14 protein-coding genes are annotated in these 23,127 nt (G+C 46.9%); 7 read left to right on the top strand and 7 right to left on the bottom strand.

Annotated elements, in window-relative coordinates; translation table 11 throughout:
• Positions 1–39 precede the first annotated feature (39 nt).
• Positions 40–1,113 (bottom strand): helix-turn-helix domain-containing protein, encoded by a 1,074-nt coding sequence (locus BMX95_RS14885; RefSeq protein WP_081203237.1) that lies wholly within the window; start codon positions 1,111–1,113, stop codon positions 40–42.
• Between the two features lie 108 nt (positions 1,114–1,221).
• Here BMX95_RS14885 and BMX95_RS14880 point away from each other — a divergent pair, with 108 nt between their 5' ends.
• Together BMX95_RS14880 and BMX95_RS14875 are read left to right on the top strand one after the other, a co-directional pair.
• Entirely contained in the window at positions 1,222–2,190 is a 969-nt protein-coding gene (locus BMX95_RS14880; RefSeq protein ID WP_090519442.1) for a DUF6528 family protein, read from the top strand.
• Between the two features lie 117 nt (positions 2,191–2,307).
• Positions 2,308–3,621, top strand: a complete 1,314-nt coding sequence (locus tag BMX95_RS14875; RefSeq protein WP_165759057.1) for a S41 family peptidase — start codon at positions 2,308–2,310, stop codon at positions 3,619–3,621.
• Between the two features lie 130 nt (positions 3,622–3,751).
• On the opposite strand, the gene BMX95_RS14870 is transcribed toward BMX95_RS14875, so the two are convergent.
• Both BMX95_RS14870 and BMX95_RS14865 read right to left on the bottom strand, forming a co-directional pair.
• On the bottom strand, positions 3,752–4,972 hold the full coding sequence (locus BMX95_RS14870) for a PepSY-associated TM helix domain-containing protein (RefSeq protein WP_081203234.1): 1,221 nt from the start codon (positions 4,970–4,972) through the stop codon (positions 3,752–3,754).
• An 11-nt stretch (positions 4,973–4,983) separates the two neighbouring features.
• Positions 4,984–7,458 carry a TonB-dependent receptor gene (locus BMX95_RS14865; RefSeq protein WP_242673222.1) on the bottom strand — a complete coding sequence of 825 codons (2,475 nt, stop codon included), beginning with the start codon at positions 7,456–7,458 and terminating at the stop codon, positions 4,984–4,986.
• A 643-nt stretch (positions 7,459–8,101) separates the two neighbouring features.
• Here BMX95_RS14865 and BMX95_RS14855 point away from each other — a divergent pair.
• The 5 genes from BMX95_RS14855 (at position 8,102) to BMX95_RS14835 (ending at position 15,014) form a co-directional block, all read left to right on the top strand.
• Positions 8,102–8,947 carry a CvfB family protein gene (locus BMX95_RS14855; protein WP_081203231.1) on the top strand — a complete coding sequence of 282 codons (846 nt, stop codon included), beginning with the start codon at positions 8,102–8,104 and terminating at the stop codon, positions 8,945–8,947.
• A gap of 246 nt (positions 8,948–9,193) precedes the next feature.
• Complete coding sequence (locus tag BMX95_RS14850; protein WP_165759056.1) at positions 9,194–10,306, top strand: DUF4856 domain-containing protein; 1,113 nt, start codon at positions 9,194–9,196, stop codon at positions 10,304–10,306.
• Between the two features lie 68 nt (positions 10,307–10,374).
• Positions 10,375–11,502, top strand: coding sequence for an imelysin family protein (locus BMX95_RS14845; protein ID WP_081203229.1), 1,128 nt, complete (start codon positions 10,375–10,377; stop codon positions 11,500–11,502).
• Positions 11,486–12,820 carry an HTTM domain-containing protein gene (locus tag BMX95_RS14840; protein WP_081203228.1) on the top strand — a complete coding sequence of 445 codons (1,335 nt, stop codon included), beginning with the start codon at positions 11,486–11,488 and terminating at the stop codon, positions 12,818–12,820. The genes BMX95_RS14845 and BMX95_RS14840 overlap by 17 nt, the downstream gene beginning before the upstream one ends.
• A 1-nt stretch (position 12,821) precedes the next feature.
• Positions 12,822–15,014 (top strand): TonB-dependent receptor family protein, encoded by a 2,193-nt coding sequence (locus BMX95_RS14835; protein WP_165759055.1) that lies wholly within the window; start codon positions 12,822–12,824, stop codon positions 15,012–15,014.
• Positions 15,015–15,249: 235 nt separating this feature from the next.
• Here BMX95_RS14835 and BMX95_RS14830 read toward each other — a convergent pair whose 3' ends face one another.
• From BMX95_RS14830 to BMX95_RS14815, 4 genes are all read right to left on the bottom strand, one after another.
• A complete protein-coding gene (locus tag BMX95_RS14830) occupies positions 15,250–16,557 on the bottom strand; it encodes a DUF4302 domain-containing protein (protein WP_081203226.1) in 1,308 nt (435 codons plus the stop codon).
• Positions 16,558–16,569: 12 nt separating this feature from the next.
• Positions 16,570–17,946, bottom strand: coding sequence for a substrate import-associated zinc metallohydrolase lipoprotein (locus BMX95_RS14825; RefSeq protein WP_081203225.1), 1,377 nt, complete (start codon positions 17,944–17,946; stop codon positions 16,570–16,572).
• A 2-nt stretch (positions 17,947–17,948) separates the two neighbouring features.
• Positions 17,949–19,409 carry a RagB/SusD family nutrient uptake outer membrane protein gene (locus BMX95_RS14820; protein ID WP_081203224.1) on the bottom strand — a complete coding sequence of 487 codons (1,461 nt, stop codon included), beginning with the start codon at positions 19,407–19,409 and terminating at the stop codon, positions 17,949–17,951.
• A gap of 152 nt (positions 19,410–19,561) precedes the next feature.
• Positions 19,562–22,996, bottom strand: coding sequence for a SusC/RagA family TonB-linked outer membrane protein (locus tag BMX95_RS14815; protein ID WP_081203223.1), 3,435 nt, complete (start codon positions 22,994–22,996; stop codon positions 19,562–19,564).
• Positions 22,997–23,127 lie beyond the last annotated feature (131 nt).

Below are 23,127 nucleotides of genomic sequence, written 5' to 3'. Positions count from 1 at the left end.
CGTACTGTCGTCATTTACAAACCAACTACGATCAGCCTGTTATTTATAATTTGTTTTTAGTATGCTTTCTTTAAAAAGCGCCGGTGTGGTGTCTTTTATTTTCTTGAAGGCGGTGTAAAATGTGCTTTTTGAGTTGAACCCAACTTCATAACCGATGGCTTCAAAAGTAAGGAGCTCATTCGTCATGATCAGTTTACAGGCGAGGTTGATGCGGTATTCATTGATATAGGTAGAAAAGCTTTTGCCCAGGTTCTCATTCAACAGCTGCGATAATAAATGCGCAGAGATATTAATGGCCCGGGCTACATCACTCAGTTTAAGATTTGGATCTTTATACAACTCTTTATCATGAATAACCTTTTCCAGTTTTTCAGTCCAGAGCTGTACATCGGTGGCCGCTATTTTCTTTTTTTCAGGTTTGTCGGGTGATGCAGGCAGGGCAGGATGCAGCAAATTCTCTATGTGGGCACTGTGCAGGTAAAAGAAAATGGTGATGTATAAAAAGAAAGAGAACGCCAGGGCGCCGCAGATATAAATGCCATAGATCACTTTAAACAGGGCCAGCAGATAAACGACAAAAACGAACAGGTTACCGCCATACACCAGCAGCCAGAATTTTTCGTTGGTTTTTAGCGGTTGTGTACGGGTAAAAATAACCGGAGCCAGTAAAAAGCCTGAGATGGCCAGGTATACGAGCCATTGACCGTAAATAATGTACACAATGATGTTGTTCCAGATATGGGGAAAAGCCTGATAGGACACATCTATACCCCCCAGTAATAAAATGCCCACCACAATGCCCCAGTGCCATTTCCAGGTAAGTGGAACGCGGGTAACACCCTGCAGCGATGATTTCAAAAAATGATACAACGCAGGCCCGATAAGGAAGCAGGCCGATAACCCGGCTTGCAGACAAATTTTGGGCAGTGCCGGATTGAAATACAGGAACACGGATTTTGCCACCCGCAAGCTGATTGCCAATAATAGCAGACCCAGAAAAAAAGCGGGGACCGACCGGCCTTTTTTACTGATAAACAAATACAGGCTCAGTACAATACCATTGACCGCGCCCAGGGCGCTAACGAGAAACAATATTTGCTGACCGATATTCATGGTCAGCCAAATTAATGATTTAGAGCAAACAATTGTTTATCCTTTATTTAATAGCTCGTTTTTGGTGGATAAGAGGCGGCACCTACTTTTGCAATTGAAATGAAAACTATGAATTTTATACGGATCCAATTTGCTGCTTTCCTTGCATTCCTTTGTTGCATAAGCACAGCCGAAGTGGCAAATGCCCAAAACATAACCTTCGACAATTGCAAAAAATGCATTGTACTGGCCGAACAATCCGTACACCGCGTGGCTATTCTCGATTTAGATAATAAAAAAATAGTGTGGGAATGGTTGCCTGAACAATCGCCCGTGATAAAACCGGAGCATGTAGCCTGGTTTAAAAATCCTTCCGATGCCAAAGTGGTCTATAATGGCACAGCCATCCTTACCAATGCATCGGGTGGAGGTGTGGCCCTGGTGCGCATTGCCGACAAAAAAGTATTGTTCTATGCATATGCTGGTGGCAACACGCATTCCTCAGAAATATTACCCGATGGAAATATTGTAGCGGCTTCCAGTACCGGCAATTTCATGACGGTATTTCATACCGACACCTTGCAGTTCCCCGATAAGGTGTACAGCAAAACCATTTACCTGGAGTTCGGTCACAATGTAGTATGGGACAGGAAACAGAAAGTGTTGTGGTCTGCCACACAAAACAAATTAAAGACCTTTACCTATAATTTCGATTGTACGCACCCGGACCTGGTATTAAAAGATTCAATTGCATTGCCTGTTGGTGGGGCTCATGATCTTTTTCCTATGTACAATCAGCAGGGATTGTGGCTGTCTACTGAAAAAGCTACCTTTCAATATCGCTTTAATGATAAGAAATTGATCTCCGTGCCCGAATCGATCCCACATATTAAAAGTGTAAGTTCCGGACCTGCAGGTTTCCCGACCATCATTATCATTCCCGATGGTAAACCCGGCAGCTGGTGGACCGATGAAATCGGTGAGTTGGGTAAACAGCCGGTTTATAAACAACCAGGCCTGAAGATCTATAAAGCCCGCTGGTTTCTCGACAATGCGTTCAGTTATCCGCCCATCAATCAGTTGAAAACCTGTAAATAATATTTATTAATTTGGGAATCTTACCATTACCAGATGAATAAAATATTTAACCTGTCCCTTGTAAGTGTCCTCTTTTTGTTATGTAGTATTTCAGGTATTTGTCAACCTGTAAATGGGGTGAAAGCGTTAGATAGTGTACGAAAATACTTCGAGCGCAATTATGTTGGATTTGCTGATAAGGTAACCCCTGTTACCAAAGCCGCTTATCAGGAACATAACCGGCAGGCCTATGCTTTTGCAAAGCGGGCGCGCTCCGGGGCCGACTGTTATTTTGTGATCGATTACTGGCTTGGCTATTTTAAGGACCATCATGTATCCATAAAAATTCCGCCGCCTGATTCGGTAGAAACGATAAAGCCGGGAGATCAAGGGTTGACACAAGTAACAGATACAAACGCTGTAGAAGGGATCTATTATAACATGGACTCTGTATACAAAATCGGGGTAATGAAAAGCAAAAAGGGCCTGCGTTCGTATGTGGGGGTGATCCTGGAATCCCGGGCGCCTACCTGGAAACCCGGCCAGGTGAAGTTTGAGTTGTTTGATGCGGGAAATAATCAATACAAAGGCATCTGGTACCTGAGGAACCACAGCGCTTATATTTCCACCATGCAGGGCGAGCTGCAAAAAGCATTAACGGGGGAGGGTTGGACCAAAGCCAATGCCATCACGGGAAAGGAACCGGTTACCTTTTTATTTGAAGAAGAGAAATCAGTAAATACTTATTTCAAAAAGTTAAATGACTCTACCGGTTATCTGCGCATTAGGACATTTGATCTCTTTGAAGCAAAACACATAGACTCTGTGGTTAGGGCCAACCTGGCCAATATACAATCCATGCCAAGGCTTGTGATTGACCTGAGAAACAATGGCGGCGGCGGTGATCGTTCCATGTCATTTCTACGGCCAATCATTTATACCAACCCGGTTAAGAACATAGGTGTTGATCTGTTGCTGACACCCGATAATATTACGGCCTGGGAAAAAGCTATTGACAAATACCGCGCTGAAATTTCTAAAAAAGAGCTCGATCGAATGATGCAGCTGTTGAATATAGGAAGAGGGAAGGCGCGTACCTCCGTTAATTTTGCATCGGATTATACCGATACCCTGCTCAATGTATGGCCTATGCCCGCAAAGGTCGCGATCGTTGTTAATCACGGCTGTGGCAGCACTACCGAAGAGTTTTTATTATTAGCCAGGCAAAGTACAAAAGTGGTGTTGGCCGGCGAACCATCCATGGGTGTGCTTGACTACTCGAATGTTGTTGAAAGGGATTTTTACAACCCCGATTTTGAATGTTATTATTCTACCACCCGTTCAAGAAGAATAGATATGGGGCTGGGCATCGATAATGTAGGTATACAACCTAATATCCCGCTCGACTTAAACAATAACAACTGGCTGAATGAATTGCTGGTGAAATTATAAATGTAAAAGACCTGTAAGATGCATCCTTTGAGCTTCAGGTTGTAATAGGCTTAATTGCATCCGCCAGCTGGCTGATGCAATTAAGCATAATTGGTTTGACCTGTCAGGTCCGATTAAACCTACTGATCATTTAAGCCTCCATGACGGACCTTACAGGTCTTGCTACTTGAGTGCTGCTCCTTGTGCCTTTACCTTTTCGTTTCTTTCCCCACCATACAATAAAACCTGTAATGGGTAAACTGGCGCTTATTAAACTGATGAGAAAGGCAATGCACTTGCCGGCAATACCGCCAATAGCGCCTATATGAATATCGTAATTCATACGCACCAGTTTATCGGCGCCGCTGCCTTGCTCAAATGGCTTATTGTACAGCGTTTTGCCGGGGATCTCCTGCAAAGTGTACTGGTCGAAGTAACGCGTATGGTTTTTATAAAACGTCCCTTCTTGTGGGTTAAAAGAGGCTGTAATGGCATCACTTTGTTTTTGTGCAAAGGTGATCTGCAAACTGCCTTCGTTTTTATATTCGCGGCGCATGTTGGCCCACACATTGTCCTCTGGTGAATACAAGGCCGTTTGTACCGGGATGTGTGTGGTGTCAGAAAACACCGTGCCTCTTCTTTCCGGCATTTGTTTACCGCCCGATGCTACCCAGTAAATGGTTTTGGGCACCCATTTAAACCCAAAGTACAAACCGGTAATGCCAATGATCAGGGCGCCGGTCAACGCATAAAAACCCAGTACATTGTGCAGGTCGTAGTTCACGCGTTTAAAAGAAGCCTTCCACTTTATTTTGAAACTCTTGTTTACATTGGCCTTGCGCAGGTTCTTGGGCCACCACATAATAAGCCCGGTGATCAGCAGCACTACAAAGATGCCGGTACCCCAGCACACTACCTGTTGCCCGATTTCACGGGGCAGCCACAGGTTGTAATGACCAATGAGTATGATGCGAAAGAAATCCTTTTCCAGGGCTTTTGCTTTTAATACACTGCCTGAATAAGGATTCAGGTAAACCATCATGTAGCCTGTCTTTTTATCGCGATAGGTGGCAATAGCTGCCTTGCCTTTACCGGGATACTGAATTGCATTGATCACCTTACCGGGTTTTCCGGCCTTATCGCCGAGCTGATGCAGTTCGGCGAGGTGTTTTAATTCAGAAGGCGGCAGGTATGGTTTTTCTTCAACAGGTACAAACTGGTAGGGTTGGGTTACACTGCTGATCTCTTTTTGAAAAGCGTATATACAACCGGTTATGCTTACAATAAACACAATAATACCCGATACCAGTCCCAGCCATAAATGCAGCCAGTCGTTTACAATGCGAAATATGGATTTGCCACGTTTTTTCATGTGCTGGCCAACTAGAATTTATAGGTTACGGTCATTCTCATGTTACGGCGTGCTTCTACTATATACGAGTAATAGGTTTTCGCACTGTTAGGGTTGGTATCCAGCGAAGCGGCCGTTAATAATTTCCGGTTGTCGAGCAGGTTATTTACCAGCATGGATACGCCGAATTTGTTCTTTTGGAAAGAAACCCCGGCATCGGCGCGGAAATAGTTAGGCATGTTCGGGGTGGTGGTGGTGCCTACATACCGGTCGGCCAGCCATTGAATACCGCCATTTACGCCAAAACCGTTGAGGGCGCCTTTGCTAAAGCGGTAGCTTAACCAGGCATTGGTAGTGTGCGCGTTTGTATTAGGCGTTACAGTGCCCACTGCTTTGGGATCAATATCTTTAGAGATCTTAGAGCTGGTGTAGGCATAGTTTGCTACCAGGTTCAGGCCTTTTACCAGTTCACCATTAAGGTCGAATTCAACGCCTTTTGATTCGGTTTCGCCCAGCTGTGTCTGGAAAGTCATAGCGCCATTTGTGTGGGTGGGATCCGGGTCGGCAACTAAAGCATTCATCCGGTTGATCTGGTATACGCTCACACTGCTCACCCAGCGGCCGCCAAACCATTCTTTTTTCACGCCAAACTCGATGTCGTTTCCTTTTATAGGTTTGAAAGCATTGCCCCAGAAATCGGTACCGGGTACAGGCACAAACGACTGGTCATACAAACCATATACAGAAGTCTGTTTGTCGATTGAGTAACTAACACCGGCACGGGGTGAAAATACCTGGTCTTTTATATCGCTTGTTTCAGTTTTACCAACGGTTTCAGCATAGGTGAAACGCAGGCCAAGCGATACGCGTAAATTATTGTTGAAGAAGCCCAGTTCGTCCTGAACATACGCCGAAGCATAGTTGGTATAGGTGGCATAAGCAGTAGAACCGGAGCGCGTACGGATGTTCACCGAGCGATCGAATTTAGGAATGGAATCCATAGACAACCCGTAGATAGGGTTATAGATGTTAAAGACTGGTTCATAAGGCTGCTTAGTTACCGGATCTATAACGCGTGCAAAACGAACTTTGGGATTACCTGAGCGGAAATCGCCCCAGAATTTTTTATTTCCGAAATCAAGTCCGCCCAAAATACGATGGCGAACGCTGCCGGTTTGTTCTTCCCCGGATATGGAAACCTGCGCAAAACGGTTCTCGCCCGCTTCATCGCCGATATTATAATAACGCGTCATTCTGCCATCTGCAAAAAGCGAGTCGGGCCACATACTGCCGCTGGCCATGGCGAAGTTGAAATAGGCTACCTGCGCATGTGCTTTCCAGCGATCGTTCAGCTGGTGATCCAGGTACACATATACGCTGTGGTCCCTTATTTTACCGGGCGGCAATGATGGGTCGCCATAGAAGAAATCATTGGCTACTTTTTCGTCGGCCAGTTTTTCTTTAGAGAAGGAGTAGTTACCGTTCGACAGGAATTTTATAGCCTGGTAGGTGTATTCAAACGTAACGGAGGTTTTGTCGTCTATCTGATATTTAATAACCGGCGCAATCACTACGCGGTTATTGAAATTGAATTTGGTGAAATAATCTTTTTGTTGGGCGGCCAGGTTCAGGCGGTATAACAACCGGCCGTCCTTGCTCAGTTTGCCATCGAGGTCAAGCGCGGCACGATAAGTACTGAAACTACCGGCGCTCATGCTTATGGATTGATGGGAAGAACCGGTTGGTTTTTTTGTTACCACATTATAAAAACCGCCGGGCTCGCCAGCTGCGAGCATAAAACCAGCAGGTCCTTTTACAAACTCGATGTTTTCGATCATGGCCGCATCTTCGGCAGTAGGGCCCCAGCTGGCATCGATGTTCATGCCATTGCGGAAGGCGGGGATCTTGGAACCACGCATGCGGATGTTCGCATATTGGTTGTCCCAGTGACCCATACGTGATACACCGCTCACATTGCGGGTTATGCCATCTACTACATCAAACACCTGCTGATCGGCCAGGGTACGTTTGCTGATCACCTGAATGTTTTGCGGGGTTTCCAGGATGGAACTGGGCAAACGGAGGGAGGAAGATACGCGGTCTACTTTATAGCGGCCACCAGAGCTGATCACTACTTCGGCCAGTTGCGCATCTGATAATTCCAGTTTGAAAGAAATATTGTTTTGTTTGCCATTTTCAGCGAGTACAACCGTTGCTTCCAATGGCTTGAAACCATTTACGGTTACATTTACATGATAGGTACCTGGCGGCAGGTTTTTGAAAATATAGAAACCGCTTTCGGTGGTAAGGGTCATTTTGCCGGTCCCTGCCAATTGAACGGCTACGCTTTCGGCCGGTTCGTTATCGTTTGTAAGAATTTGTCCGGAAATAACGCCTTTATTGGTATTTATCGGCTGTGCCTGCACGGACAGCGATACCATAAGGCAAAAGAAGATCTGTAACGCAGCTGACAATAGTCTGCTGCATTGTTTGTGTAAACAATTCATAATTAGTGGTTACTAGCGGGTGAATAAATCGGAGTGCAAAACTATTTGTCTGTTAATTGTTAAGGTTACGCTTTTGGGAATTGCATTTATGTAATAGGGAAAAAGTCGGGTATTTGACTGGTTAACTGGTTGACGAGTAGGAAGAAGGGCAGAAGGCAGAGGGCAGAGAGCAGAAGGCAAAGGGCAGAGGGCAGAAGGCAAAGGGCAGAGAGAAGAAAGGCAATGGGCAGAGGGCAGAGGGCAGAGGGCAGAGAGCAGAAGGCAAAGGGCAGAGGGCAGAGGGCAAAGGGCAGAGAGAAGAAAGGCAATGGGCAGAAGGCAATGGGCAGAGGGCAGAAGGCAAAGGGCAGAGGGCAGAGGGCAGAGAGAAGAAAGGCAATGGGCAATGGGGAACAGCCGTAAGCAAATACCCCCCCTGTGCGCCTCCCAAAGCCCCTCCTTCGCCAAAGCTTCGGCGGGCGAAGCAACCAAGAACCTACGAACCTAATAACCCAATAATTTAAACTTAGGACCCGGAAACTTTCAACTTTAAACTTTCAACTTAAAACTTTCAACTTTAAACTTTCAACTTAAAACTGTATTTCCCACTGTCATTCTTTCTGCCCTCTGCCTTTTTTTCCCGTTCTTTGCAGAAAATACGGTAATGGCAAACAGCAACATCAAAGTAGGCGAGTTCAACACATTAAAAATAGCCCGGGGCTTCGAATTCGGCATGTACCTGGGAGAGGATAAAGACGTGGTGTTGCTGCCCAAACGGTTTGTTCCGCCCGGCGTTAAAGTGGGCGACGTATTGAAAGTTTTTGTATATCACGACTCGGAAGACCGCTTAATTGCTACCACCCAGCATCCCCTGGGCGTAGTGGGCGATATTGTAAACCTGGAGGCTGTGTCGGTAACCAAACAGGGCGCTTTTTTGGATTGGGGCCTGATGAAGGACCTTTTTGTGGCCAAATCACAACAATTGATGGGCATGCGGGTAGGAGGCCATTACCTGGTGAAGATCTACCTCGATGAAATGACGGGCCGCGTGGCCGCCACCGAAAAGATCGAGCGTTTTTTAAGCAATGACCACCTCACTGTAAAAGAACAGGACCCGGTTGACCTGGTAGTATACCGCCGTACCGATATCGGCTATGTAGTGATCATCAACAACCAGCATACTGGTGTATTACATCACAATGATATCTTTCATGAAATACAGGTAGGCGATAAATTAAAAGGATACATCAAAAACATCCGGGAAGAAAACCGCATCGATGTAGGTTCCGGCAAAATGGGGTATCAACGGGTAGAAGATGAAGCCGGTAAAATAATGCGGTTGCTGCAGGAAAATAACGGCTACCTGCCTTACCACGATAAATCAGATCCCGAAGAGATCTATTCCTTTTTTGGAATGAGTAAGAAGACCTTCAAAATGACAACGGGCAATTTGTACAAAAACAAAAAGATCATTTTTACCCAAACGGGTATCAAACTCGTGGAAGAATAAACGAAGATGGAAAAAGCCTCCTATTTGCCTCCCCCTAATGGGCGAGCTTTCGCGCCCGTTAACCAACGATTAACAAAAAGCCGGCATTTCACGAATATTGCCCCCGTTTAGGTTGCCTCCATTGAAAAAAATGATGTCTTTTTAATTGAGCAGCATGCTTTTTCCGTTTTGCGTAAACCCATTTCCCGATTGCGTAATGGGAAAACATGGTTGATTTGCATCTTGCGCTCCAATTAAATAATGCTCATGAAAAAGACTCTGGTACTCGCGGCAGGCTATGTTACCCTGGCCATGACCTTGTTCTCTGTTGGTTGTAAGAAAGATGATAATAATGATGCACCCAGTTACACTGTTCCTACTACTTATTATTTCACCAATGTCGATTCTTCCAATGCCAAGACTTATCTGTCTATGCTGGCAGAAATGGAAAATCTGATCAATACCGGTAATACCGCCAATACCGTGGTAAGCGCTGCCAAACTGAAAGGCATGTTTACCAATACCGGCAACTATTTTACCGATACCACTTTTAGCGGCGTTAAATATAACCTGAATACTTCCGGTCTTCAATTGGCCGGAAATACCATACCTGCGGCAGCTGTGGTGGTAAATGCTGCGTTAGACAGTATTGGCGCAGCCAGCTCAACCGGTAAACCTGCTGCCAATGGACAAGCGGGCGTAAGCGATAAAAAGACCCTGCTTTCTGCCAATGGTATTTACTGGCGCCAGTTTTTCACCAAATTAATGATGGGTGCTTTCATTGGCCACCAGATAGCAGATGTATACCTGAAGGATTCCCTTAACAGCAGCATCAGCCTCGAAGCCAAACAACATGCATGGGACCAGGCGTTTTTCCTGTGGAATGTACCTGTTAACTTCCCAGCTAACCGTGCCGGTGTAAAATACTGGGGTTCTTATACCAGCCAGATCGATTCCGGTATTGCAAAACCAGTGGTAAACCTTACTGGTATCAATTCAAACACTACGCTGATGAACGCCTTCCTGAAAGGACGTGCGGCACTGGCTAACAATGACCTGAATACAGCAAAAGCGCAGGCGGCCATCATTATTCCATTCTTCGAAATAATGGAAGCAGCTGCTACCGTGCATGAAACCAACGAAGCAAAAGGCAACCTGCCTAATGGCGCTGCTGCAGTATGCGGCAACATGTCTGAAGCACTGGGCTTCTGGACTGGTTTAAAATTCAACAATACCAAAAAGATCAGCGATGCTGATTACGGTGCGGTATTGACTTTATTCGGTACAAACTTTTACAGCCTGACACCTGCCGGCATCACTGCCATCCAGGACAAGATCAGCAGTATCTACGGCTGGGATGCAGTTAAAACCAATCTGTAATCACACCGGTAATAGGCTATATTTGCCATCTTTTTGAAGATTCCCGTATATCATTTCAACGTATTGATATGAAACATAAAAAATTAGCAGCGGCAGTAGTGACAGGCACCTTTTGTGCCACCCTGGTATTGTTTTCGTGCAGCAAGTCTGACAAGAACGATGATTCGCAAGGCGGCGGCAACCAGTCCGACACGGTACTGGTGAACCTGGGCGCCAATGTGATATCGCCGGCGTTCAACCAACTGGCTACCGCTACGGCTGGCCTTGAAACCGTTGTTACTGCATTTACTAACTTTCCCACATCAGGTTCGTTATTGGCGATGAAAAATGCGTTCAAGGATGCATACAAAGCCTGGGAAGGCGTGAGTGCCTACCAGTTTGGTCCCATGCTGGACCAATCCCTGACTACGCACTTCACTAATTCATTCCCTGCCGATACAGCTATAATAAAAAGCAATATCGCCGGCGCCAGTTATACCATGGATGGCTTAGGCAATTTTGCAGCCCAGGGCTTCCCTGCGTTGGATTATCTGCTGTTTGCCTACAACGATAATTATGTAATGGCCCGTTTTACAACAGACGCCAATGCAACCGGTGCAAAGAATTACCTGAAGGCCCTGGCTGGTGCGCTGAAAACAAAAGCGGCCGCAGTAGCCAATGCTTGGTCTGCCACAGGCGGTAATTATGTCGATAAATTCTCCAAAGCAACGGGTGTGGATGCCGGCAGCTCTCTGAGCCAGCTGCTCAATGCCTTTGTGCAGGACTTCGATGTAACACTGCAAAACTATAAGATCGGCATTCCCATTGGTAAATACGGACCCAATACACTGCCCATTTCTCCCGAGAAAGTGGAAGCGTATTACAGCGGTTATTCTGTTGCCTTATTGATAGCGCAATTGCAGGCTATACAAACTATGTACCTGGGCGGCAATGGCGGCGGTATCGATGATAAAGTAGCTGCTACCACAGCCAAAAACAACGGACTGCCGTTGAACGATGCCATCAAAAACCAGATCAATACCCTGCTGGCAAAACTGCAAACCCTGCAAGATCCTTTGTCGGCAGCTGTACAAAATAACATAACCACTGTCAACGATACCTATACCGAGGTACGCAAACTCACGGTACTGCTTAAGGCCGACATGAGTTCCGCGTTAGGTGTAAAGATCTCTTTCCAGGATGATGATGGTGATTAATCATTTTAAACGTTACAGGCATATAGCCCCGCTTGCCGTGCTGCGCATGGCTTTCGGGGCTGTATTGTTTGTAAGTACGGTACGTTTTATTGTAAAGGGATGGGTAACGGATTTCTATATTACCCCCCGTTTTCATTTTCCCTTTTATGGATTTGAATGGTTACACCCCGGCAGCGCCGGTTGTATGTACACGGTGTATGGATTAATGGCCGCAGCTGCATTTTGTATTTGCACGGGGCTGTTTTACCGCATTGCCACCATAGTATTCTTTTGTTGTTTTGGCTATGCAGAAATGCTTGACAAAACCTACTACCTGAACCACTATTACCTCGTTACAATATTTTCCTTTCTGCTCATGCTGGTGCCCGCGCACCGTTATTGCTCGCTGGATGTATTGCGTAAACCCGCTTTGCGCGTAACACAGGTGCCTTCCTGGACCATCCTCATCTTTAAATACCAGTTGTGCCTCATCTATTTTTTCGCCGGATTGTCTAAACTTACGCATGACTGGTTAATAGAAGCACTGCCACTCCGCATCTGGCTGCCGGCAAAGGCACCAACCGTTCCCGTTATAAGCTCCTTGCTGCACCATGACTGTGTAGCCTGTTTTTTCAGTTGGGGCGGCATGCTGTTTGATCTGTCGATCGGGTTTTTATTGTTGTACCGGCCCACGCGGCGGCCTGCTTATATTTTGGTGATCATCTTTCATGTACTCACCGCGCTCATTTTCCAGATAGGCGTATTCCCCTATCTCATGATGAGCGCCACATTGATCTTTTTCTCGGAAGACTTTCACCGGTCAGTACTGCGCAAAGCAAACAGTGGGGAAGAAAAGCAGCTGGTGTTCAGCCGTCCTGTTCGTATTACTTTATTGTGGGCGTTGAGCGTATATTTCTTATTGCAAGTGCTGATGCCCCTGCGTTTTCTCCTGTATCCCGGCAGCTTGTTCTGGACAGAAGAAGGGTATCGTTTTTCGTGGCGGGTCATGTTGATGGAAAAAAGCGGTACTACTTATTTTTATATAAAAGACCCTGCTACGGGCAGGAAGTTCCAGGTGAACAATGGCAAATTCCTTACCCCATACCAGGAACGAATGATGGAAACCCAGCCGGATATGATGTTGCAATATGCGCATATCCTGGCTACTGAATATAAAGAACGCGGTATAACCAATCCGCAGGTAACAGTAGAAAGCTATGTCACCCTAAACGGGCACGGCAGCAGGCTGTTTATAGATAGTGCACGTAATCTTGCCAGTGAAAAGGAAACCTGGTTCGGTCATAAGAACTGGATATTACCCATGGATGAAAAAAATTAAGATGAAATCTGTAGCTATTATAGTATTTGTATTGTGTGGGGTTGTTACGCAGGCGCAAAAATCCAAAACGCTGGATACCGTGCTGGTGAAACAGGGCGATCAGAAGCATACTGGTTTTACCCGTTTGCGCGATGTGGAAGGCACCGCTATTTATGCGGGTAAGAAAACTGAAGTGGTGGAGATGAAGGATGTAGTAGGAAATAAAGCAACCAATAACAGCCGCCAGATCTATGCAAAGGTGGCCGGTTTGAATATTTGGGAGAACGATGGCGCCGGTATACAACTGGCCATTGGCGGCCGTGGACTGAGCCCTAACCGCGTGTCGAATTTCAATACCCGGCAGAACGGCTACGATATGAGTGCCGATGCATTGGGTTACCCTGAAAGTTATTATACACCACCCTCCGAAGCGGTGGATCGCATAGAGATCGTTCGCGGCGCCGCCTCTCTGCAATACGGTACCCAGTTTGGCGGTATGATCAATTTCAGAATGAACCGGGGCGATACCTCGAAGCTGGGCGTAACCGCCCGGGTAACCGGCGGCTCCTGGAATTTCCTGAACGCTTCAACCAGTGTGGGTGGAACCGTTGGCAAACTGAACTACTATGGCTTCTACCAACACAAGCAGGGCGATGGCTGGCGGCCCAATTCAGAATTCAACTCCAATACCGCCTACGCCGCTACTACCTACAATTTCAATCAGCGGTTATCCATGACCTTGCAATACACGTATATGAGCTACCTGGAACATCAGCCCGGCGGATTGACCGATGCTGATTTTGCCAAAGATCCACACCAGTCTGTGCGTACCCGCAACTGGTTTAAGGTAAACTGGAACCTGGGTTCTGCCTCCCTGGATTACCGCATCAGCAACAAACTGCATATTGATACGCGTTTCTTTGGTCTGATGGCGCAGCGCGATGCCCTGGGATTGCTCACTTTTATCAACCGCATCGACGATGGTTCAGACCGTAATTTATATATAGATCATTATCGCAACTGGGGCAATGAAAGCCGGTTGTTGTATCAATACCAATTGGGTAAGTTAACCTCCACCGCGTTGGTAGGCGTACGTTATTATGAAGGACATACGCACCGCGAACAGGGCTTTGGCAATGCCGGTGCGGGCGGAGCAAAAGACGATTTCACTTTTAATCCTACGTATCCAAACGATTCACTGCGGTATTCAGACTATACCTTCCCCAACCACAATACCGCCTTGTTTGCAGAAAATATTTTTCGCCTCACACCCCGGTTGAGCATTACACCCGGTATCCGGTACGAGAACATCACTACAAGGGCGCAGGGAAATTATACCAATGCGATCTTTGATTTGTCGGGCAATCCCATTAACCCGCAACGGATAACCGATAACAAATTCAATAAACGGCATTTCCTGTTGGGTGGGGTAGGGGCTGCCTATAACCTGCCGGGAGAAATGCAGTTGTACGCCAATGTATCCCAGAATTATAAGGCCCTCAACTTTAATGACCTGCGTACCCTGAATCCCAACCTGAAAGTAGATAGTAACCTGCAGGATGAAAAAGGGTATTCAGCCGACCTGGGCATTCGCAAGAACGCCGGCATTTTGAATTTTGATGTGAGTGTGTTCATGATCAACTATGATAACAAAATAGGAAGCATCCTGTCTGTCGATAATAACAACTTTCTTATTTATAACCTGCGTACCAATGTATCGCAAAGCCGTCATTATGGGGTAGAAACCTATGCGGAAGCCGACATCTGGCAATGGTTGAAGGGGGCACAGGCAAACACCAGTGTGTTGTTGTTTTCCAATTTCTCACTCATCAGCGCCAAATACGTAAACAGCAAAGAAAGTGCTATCGAAGGCCGCCGCGTTGAGTTTGTACCAAACGTAGTGTTTAAAACAGGATTGTCTGTGCGTCGCCGTAAATGGACTGCTGCTTACCAGTTTTCCTATACCGGCAGTCAGTATACCGATGCCACCAACGCCAGCTATACCGACAATGCCATCGATGGCCTTGTTCCTGCTTACAACATCATGGACCTCTCGGGTGAATATTATATTAATAAACACTTTACGGTATTTGCCAGTATCAACAACCTGGCCAACGCCCATTATTTTACCCGCCGGGCCGATAGCTATCCCGGCCCGGGCATTGTTCCTGCCGATGCGAGAAGCTTTTATGTGACGGTGCAGTTTAAATTGTAAGGCAGAGGGCAGAGGGCAGAGGGCAGAGGGCAGAGGGCAGAGGGCAGAGGGCAGAAGGCAGAGGGCAGAGAACCTCATCGCGGCCACGAAGCATTAACAAACTTAAGAACTTATCACTATAAAAAACGGGCTATCCACTTATTGGCGGATAGCCCGTTTTGTATTTTTTCTCTGCCCTTTGCCCTCTGCCTTCTGCCCTTTCTCTCGCCTTCTGCCCTATCTCTCGCCTTCTGCCCTATCTCAGCGCTCCATAAAAAAACGAACTATTGTCTTTATACAACCCACCCACCAGAGGCAAAAGGGGATTGTTAGTAGTAACGTAGTCTACTTTAAAAACAGCATTGGCAAAATAATCCTGCAATGGTTTATACTCCTTCGAACGTTGGGCCCAGTTGCCGTCGTAGCTGGCGTTGCTCAATGTAAGCATGCCGTTTACATACGTGTACGGATAAGTGGCAATGGCTTCAAACGTAGGTGCATTGGAGCCGTTGTGAGTAATAAGGGTGGCGGTATTGGAGCTGGCCAGTACAAACCGTACATCTATCAGCTGGCGTTTGGGATTCATTTGCCCAAAGAGCGCCTGACAGGCAAAGTATACGTTGTTGAAACCAGAGTTGATACCTGTTGGCGGATTCGGTGGTATATATAGTTCCCGGTACAGCCCATTATAGGCAAACAGGTTCTGCATTAGTAAAATAGGCACACTGCTTTGATGCACCACGTATTTGTTGCCATGGTCGTCATATAGCACGAAGTAGCCGTTCTCCATGCCGGCACTCACAAAAGTGATCCCGTTCACGGTAATGCCGCCGCTGGAGAAAATGAGTCCCACATCTTCAAAATTGAATTTACCATCCGCTTTTTTTACTTCGCCGTTGTTATCGGTGTATTGGAATACGACTGTTTTATTCCCCTTGTCGAAGAGGAATTGCACTTTGTTGTTAAGCCCCGCGATGTTGATGAAGTTATATGTTTTTCCAACGAAGTAGTTATTAATGGCATCGATGTTGGCTTTGTAGGCAGCGCTCAGGTAGCGATCCTTTTGTTCGGCGGTCACTTTCACCAGCACCAGCTCATTCTTGTACTTAAAACCGCGTAATAGGACGCTGTCGCCATTAATGCGCTCATATTCGAATTCCACGTCGCTTTGCAAACCAGAGCCGGCATTGCCGCCATAAGTGGCGGGATTGGGGTCCTGCAATAGGGAGATGTAATTATAGGTATCGAAGATGAGGGTGGCATTCATCACCCATTTTATACGATAGGTAGAAGTGTTGGCCTGGGTAGCAGTTGCGCTGTCGAGGTCGGCCACCATGGTGATGGATCCGGGCGATTTAAAATCCATATAAAATCCGTACCCACCTTTGGCCGAGGTGGTGAGCGAAGCCTTCCAGCCGTATTGGGAACTGTTCAATGCGCTGTTGAGCTCATCGATACGGGCCGACATCCTTTCTTCGGGTGTTTCTTCGAAGATCTTTGTGTCGTCTTTTTTGCAGCCTGTGGCAAACAGGGTGGCAGCAAGTATATATAGCAATTGTTTCATGGTTATATCAGGTTATAATTTTCCATAGAAATAATTGTCCGGTTCGTTGTTTACATAAAACCCGCCGTACTTCAGGTAATTACCACCGCCTTCAGCGCCTGGCGGCATCCAGTCGGTTTTAAAGGGGTTATTCTTCAGGTAATTATTCAGCGGGGCAAAACCAGCTGCGGCCTGTTTGGCAATTACATATGGCAGGGTGGTGCTGGAGCTGCTGTCGATTGGGGTGAAGGTGATAATATCATTGGCACTAATGGTATAATTGAAATCGTACCAGGCTACCAGGGGGGTGCCGGTGGCGGTGGTAAAGGATTGTTGCATTTGTATTATCGTGGGCGATTTAAAGACCGCCTTAAAAGAATCGAGCGTGTAGTTGGCCGTTTTAAGCGCTGCTTTTACGTTCTCCCAAATCGCTTTGAATTTGGCCGACTGGCCATATTGCGTATAGACCGGCTCGTTAAAGTTCATCGTCAGCTGCGGGTTGATGAGGTTCTTTTGCCAGGCGTACAAAATGCTCTTGCTTTTGTCATTGTAGATAACACGTAGTACTTTGCTTACTTCATTTTGCAGATCGCGGAAGTTGATGCTCAGGCTTTGTTTGAAATAATCTACTACCAGCGCTTCTTTCTTTTTCAATTTTGTTAATCCGTCTGCGCTGGCGGTTTTAGCGCAGCTGTCGTACCACAGCTGGCCCTTTGTCAACAGGTAGGCTACTGTTTCTGCAAAATCTTCGTTGTAATTCATTCTCGCATACCTGGAAATAAATCCAAGGTTTTTGGCAACGTCAGCGGTATTGTTATCATCTGTCCAGTTGGTGAGGTAATCGCTTTTTGTTACCAGTTGGTATTCCGGTTGTATAGCGATAGTCTGGTTCAGGATATGGGTGAATTCGTGGTGAATGGTGAGCATTTTGGTACTTACCTGGGCGGGGTTGGTAAAGTCGAGGTTATTGAGATCGTACAGAATTACGCGGCGGCCGCCATCAGCGGAGCCCTGGGTAAAGGAACCATCGGTATTATAAGATGCTGAGCCAAACAACACAAATTGTTTGGGTGTATGGGTTTTAATGAACGCCACACCCGCTACTTTTTCGTAGGTTTTCAAAAATACATTGATGATAGCCTGGGCTGTCGGCTGTACTTTATCCAGCTTAACCGGCGATACATCCTTACCCACGTCACCCAGCAGGTCCCGTTCGTAGCGGTATTGCAGTTGGATGTTATACGGGTTGGTTAAATTATCGGTGATCCAGTTGTCCAGATCGGTTGATGGCGGATTGTCTATTACGTATTTCGACATATCTACATCGAGGGCTGAAGATTTTCTGCACGAGGCTGCACTCATGAGCAACAGCGCGCATAAACCTGTATGTAATATATTTTTCAGTGTCATGGTTATCTGGGATTTAAAGGTACACCTGAAGTAGTCACTTCTTTTGGTAATTGAAACACCCTTCTCGGGTCGCCGGATGGCAGTTCAATAAAGGTTTCCGTACCGCGTTGGTCTATCTGGTTGTGTTTTACCGTTAGGTTGTTGCGAAGGATGTCCATCCAGCGAATGCCCTCCATGATAAATGCCCGTTTTTTAGTATCCAGCAGGGCAGCGAGCATGGCTTGTTTGTCATCCGTTTTGCCGGTAAAGGTCTTTGCCTTGACAACGGTGAGTCCGTTTTTAGCGGGGTCATATGTCCGGATCCGGGCGCGGGCGAGCTCATTCAGATCGGCAATAGCCAGGGGATAATTTGCTTTTTGAATATAGGCTTCGGCCCGGTTCATCAACGCTTCATCTACTGTGAACAGAGGCATCATGATATATGGAATACCGGTTCCCTGGGCTATATTGGTGGTGTAAAAAAATTCCTGGTATTTACCCGGCGTCCAATTGGGTTCGTCAAAGTTTCTGAAATTGGTGCGGAAGGGAAGACCAAATACTGTGGTGCCATTTCCTTCGTTTTTTACTTTCTCACCAAAGCCATAGCGGTTAGCTCCGGCGCCTTCCTTGCGTTGATAAATGGATTGGGTGTTTGCCAGCAGGAGATTAAAGGGCCGTTCGGCTTTTGTATTTTCCTGTACTATTTGGTCGCCTGAAAGGGACCACAGATCGCCGGCATATTGGTGCAGGTTGTCGTAAAAATTGTTTTCGGGAAACAGGGCGCTTACCTGTTCTATCACTTTATCCCAATCGCCTTTAAACAAATAAAAACGGGCTGCAAATGCATGCGCCGCCTGGGGCGTAAAATGATATTTAGGTACTTCCCAGGAGCCTGGTTTCAGCAGCTTCATCCCTTCGGTGAGGTCCTGTTCAATGTTTTCATACACGCTTTGCACGGTGCCCCGGTCATATTGCTGAAATACCACATCTTCAGGTTTGTCAACATAGGGGATGCCCATACTTTCATTTGGTCCGCCGGGCACATAGGGCGCAGCAAAATGCATTGCCAGCATGTGGTGCGCATAAGCCCGGGCAATCAGCGCTTCGCCTTTATAGGTAAGCCCCTTATCGCCGAAGTTGTTTGTTTCGATGGCATCAAGGGCATGGTTGGCCGAAGCAATAGCCCGGTAACAGGCGAGCCAGTATTCGGCCGGAGTGCAGTCGCCGGTACCTTCCGGATCGCGCCAGAAATACAAATCGGTAAAAGGCTGCGCTTCTTTCGATGCAATGGTGGTTCTGTCTTCCGAGTTATCAGAAGCCGTTTCATTAAAAAGATACGTCCTGTCGGGATAGGCAGTCACCAACAATTGGGCTACCCTGTCAATGGTATTTATATCGGTCCTGTTATCAGGATTTTCGTTCAGGTATTTCTTACAACTAACTAATGTTAGAAGAAGAGAAGAGTATATAATGAGGTGCTTCATTTTTTTAAGTTCATGTTACAATTGTAGCATTTCGTTTGTTGGTTGCTGAGGGCCTCCCCCCACAGTTGCTTTTCCCTGGCTTGTCGCGAAGGGGCCATTGCCTATTGCTCATTGCCTTTTTCCTACTGCCTACTGCCCACTGCCTTTCGTAATCAAAAGCCAAACTTCACCGCCAACGTATACTGTTTAGGTACCGGCATTGCCACCCCGCCACTATTAATAAACTCAGGATCGGCGCCATACAGATTCTTATCTGAATACAACAGGGCAATGTTATTACCTGCCAGCGACAGATGTGCGTTCCGCATTTTTACCGCCTTCAGCCATTTGGCCGGTAGTTCATAATCGAGCGATACTCTTTTCAGTCGGATGAAATCACCTTTTGCCACTGCTTCGGTACTGAAATTATAGGCATTGTACGGGTATTGTCCGTTTATAACAGTACCGTCATTGTTCACCACGCTGTTGGCAACATGGTACACGCCCAATAAAGAAGGGATGTTGGTGCGTTGTTCATCACCCGGCATCAGCCAGCGGTCGCTCAGGCGATTGCTGAGGGTATACATATCGGAATAGGACGCCGCGAAATTCAATTGCGGCCGAACATAGTTACCGGCTGAATAAGTTACCAGTGCGGAGAGCGAGAATCCTTTCCACGAAAAGTTATTATAGAACCCGCCGGTTAAGGTAGGGTCTACCGGACCGTTATAAACGAGATAATCCTTGTCTTCTTCCTGTAACCGGATATAACTGGCAGAGGTTTTACCATCCTGGTCTGTGAACAGCGGATAACCGTAGTTGTGGTCGAGACCGGCAAATGGAACAGAATATAAGCCCCGTTGTGCATTACCTACCCGCATACCGCCTTCGGGTTGTGCGTTCGACCAAACGCTGGGGTTTACCCGCAGGTTGGTGATCTCATTTTTATTAAAGCTTACATTCAATTGTGTTCGCCAGCGAAAACCATTGTTGGGCAATTTGATGGGGCTGCCGCCAATGGTAAATTCAAAACCCCGGGCAGCCATGTCGGCATAGTTGGCGGTTTTTACATATTGTCCGCCGATGCCGGAAGTATTGATGGGGCCAATAAGATCGAATGATTTGCGGCGGTACCAATCCATGGTCAGGTCGATCTTGTTGAACAGCAACAGATCGGTACCCAGGTTCTCCTCATACATTTTTTCCCAGGTCAGCTCCCTGTTTTCGAGGCTGTTGATGTAAATGCCCGTTTCTTTTTCGGTATCATACGGGCGGGTGGCAATCCCGTTATAATAAAGCGCAGCAGCATTGTGGGCATCGCCGATGCTGGCCGTCATGCCATAGGTACCACGCAGTGTAACGCCGGAAATGATGCCGGTGAGTTTACCGGTAAAGAATTTCTCCTTGTCAAGGTGCCACGCGCCTGATATGTTCCAGGTAGGCAGCCAGCGGGCAGTAGTTGATTTACCCATTTTATTGCTGCCATCGTAACGACCGGTCACATTCACGCTGTATTTTTCATCGAAGGAGTAAGCGGCCCTTCCCATAAAGGCTGCAAACCGGTCTTTGCCATACGACATGGCAAAATAAGGATCATTGCCTTCGATCATTTTTTTGAAGAAGCGATAGTTCGGGTTTACCAGTCCGCCGTTCTCATATTGATAACCGATGCCCTGGTAATCGGAGTTCTGCCGGTCGATGCTGCGCAATTCCAAGGAGCCAAAAAAGTTCACCAGGTGTTTATTGCGGAAGGTGTTGTTGTATTCAAGGTTCTGGCGGAAGTACAAACTCCGCAGGTTATCGAGAGTGGTATTAAAGAAACCGCCTTCGGGCAATACTACCTGGGGCAGCGAATTGGGATTATCGGGATCGGTATACAGGTTGATGTTATTGGCTGCGATGGTAGCGTCGTAATCGGCGCGGAAAGATTCAACCATGTTAGAACCTTCTTTTACATAATGCTGCCGCGTATTGTTTACATAGCGATAGGAGCCATCGACTGAGTATTCCAGCTGGGGAATGATCTTGTATGTAAGCCCCGTTTGCACCTGCAGATCGAGCGATTTCAGTTGAATATAATTTGTTTCCAGCTCGTTCAGGATGTTGAAGGGGGCATAGTTCCGTACAAAATATTCGCGGTTGCCATTTGCATCATAGGGCGTCATCAGCCGGCTGGTGTTCAGCGCGTAGGAGTAGGGATTAATATCGAATGACCGGTTAATGATCCCGTGCACCGGGTCGGGGTCTCTGTTCAGGGTACCGGGCGTACGCTGGTCGCGCACGGAGCCATTTACCATTACTTCACCGCGCAACCGGTCGTTCATCCTGAAGTTGTTTCGAAACTTTGCGGTATACCTGCTTACATTATCACCAACCGTCCAGCCATTGTCTTTCATAAGCGAGGTAGAAAAATACGTTTGGGAGTTGGGTGAACCCGAGGTCATGCTCAGGGAGTGTTCCTGCAACAGGGAATTTTTGAATAACACATCAAACCAGTCGGTGTTGGCCTTTGCATACCGTTCCAGGAATTGTAACCTGTCTTGCGGTGTATTCTTCAACGCGTATGAATCGGTGTTGGCATCATAATCATACATCTGGTTGTACATTTTATAAAAGATGCCGCCGTCTTTTGCGCGGGAAATAGAGCTGTGGTTATAATAGCCTTTGTTCTCCAGTTCCAGCAGTACAGAAAGCTGGTCGGCCGAATTCATGATGTCGAATTGATCGTACGAAGGCTTTCCGTAAGAAGTAAAGCTGCCGCTGTAATTGATCTGGGGTGTTCCGTTGGTGTTCTTTCCTCTTTTCGTGTTTACGACAATAACGCCGTTCATGGCGCGGGCCCCATACATGGCCGTGGCTGCAGCGTCTTTCAAAATGGTGAAGGATTCTATATCGTCGGGATTTATGCCGGCAACGGAGGAACCGATAAGAGTACTGGCATCACCGGTAGAAAGCGCTTCGTTGGAGATGTTTATCACTTCTTCGAGGATGATGCCATCCACCACCCAAAGTGGTTTATTCTCACCCGAGAGCGAAGTGGCGCCGCGTACGCGTATTTTAGGCGCAGCGCCAAATGTACCCGATACGTTCTGTACCGTTACACCGGCCACCTGGCCTTCGAGCATCCGTGAAATATCGGGTATGCCATTGCGTTCGGCGTCTTTGGCATTCACTTTGGCGGCCGCGCCGGTAAACAATTTCCGGTCAACATTCTGGTAACCTGTTACTACCACTTCCTGTAACTGGTTGTCTGTTTCCTGCAACACAATACTTAAAACAGTGGCAGCAGCGTGTAGCTTTACCTGTTTGGAGGTATAGCCTACAATACTGAATACCAGGGTAGCTTTTTCAGGAACACCTTTCAGTTCAAACCGGCCTTCGTTATCGGTGGTGGTGCCGGTGGTGGTGCCTTTGATCAATACAGAAACGCCTTGAAGCGGAGTGCCGGCCGCGCTTTTTACCACGCCGGTTATAGAGATGTTGTCGTAGGCCATGGCCTGGAAGGAAACTATGGCCAGCATCAAAAAGATCAATAGCTTCCATAGCAATGCTTTGAGTAGGGGCCGCCCGTACCAGGAGTGCATGCCCTCATAAGCAGTAATCGTCATACTGTTTGCGTGTTAGGTTTTTTAAGGTTTACCAAATGAAATATGCCTTCGGTAAGGGGAATGGTGTATTCACCTCCCGAATGTGGTAAGTGCCCTGAAATTATTGTGACTGCTGTGCGCTGCGGTTAAGT

Origin of the sequence: Niastella yeongjuensis, from assembly GCF_900110245.1 — a bacterium.
GTDB classification, from domain to species: Bacteria; Bacteroidota; Bacteroidia; order Chitinophagales; family Chitinophagaceae; genus Niastella; species Niastella yeongjuensis.
This window is presented reverse-complemented; position numbering and strand designations above follow the sequence as displayed.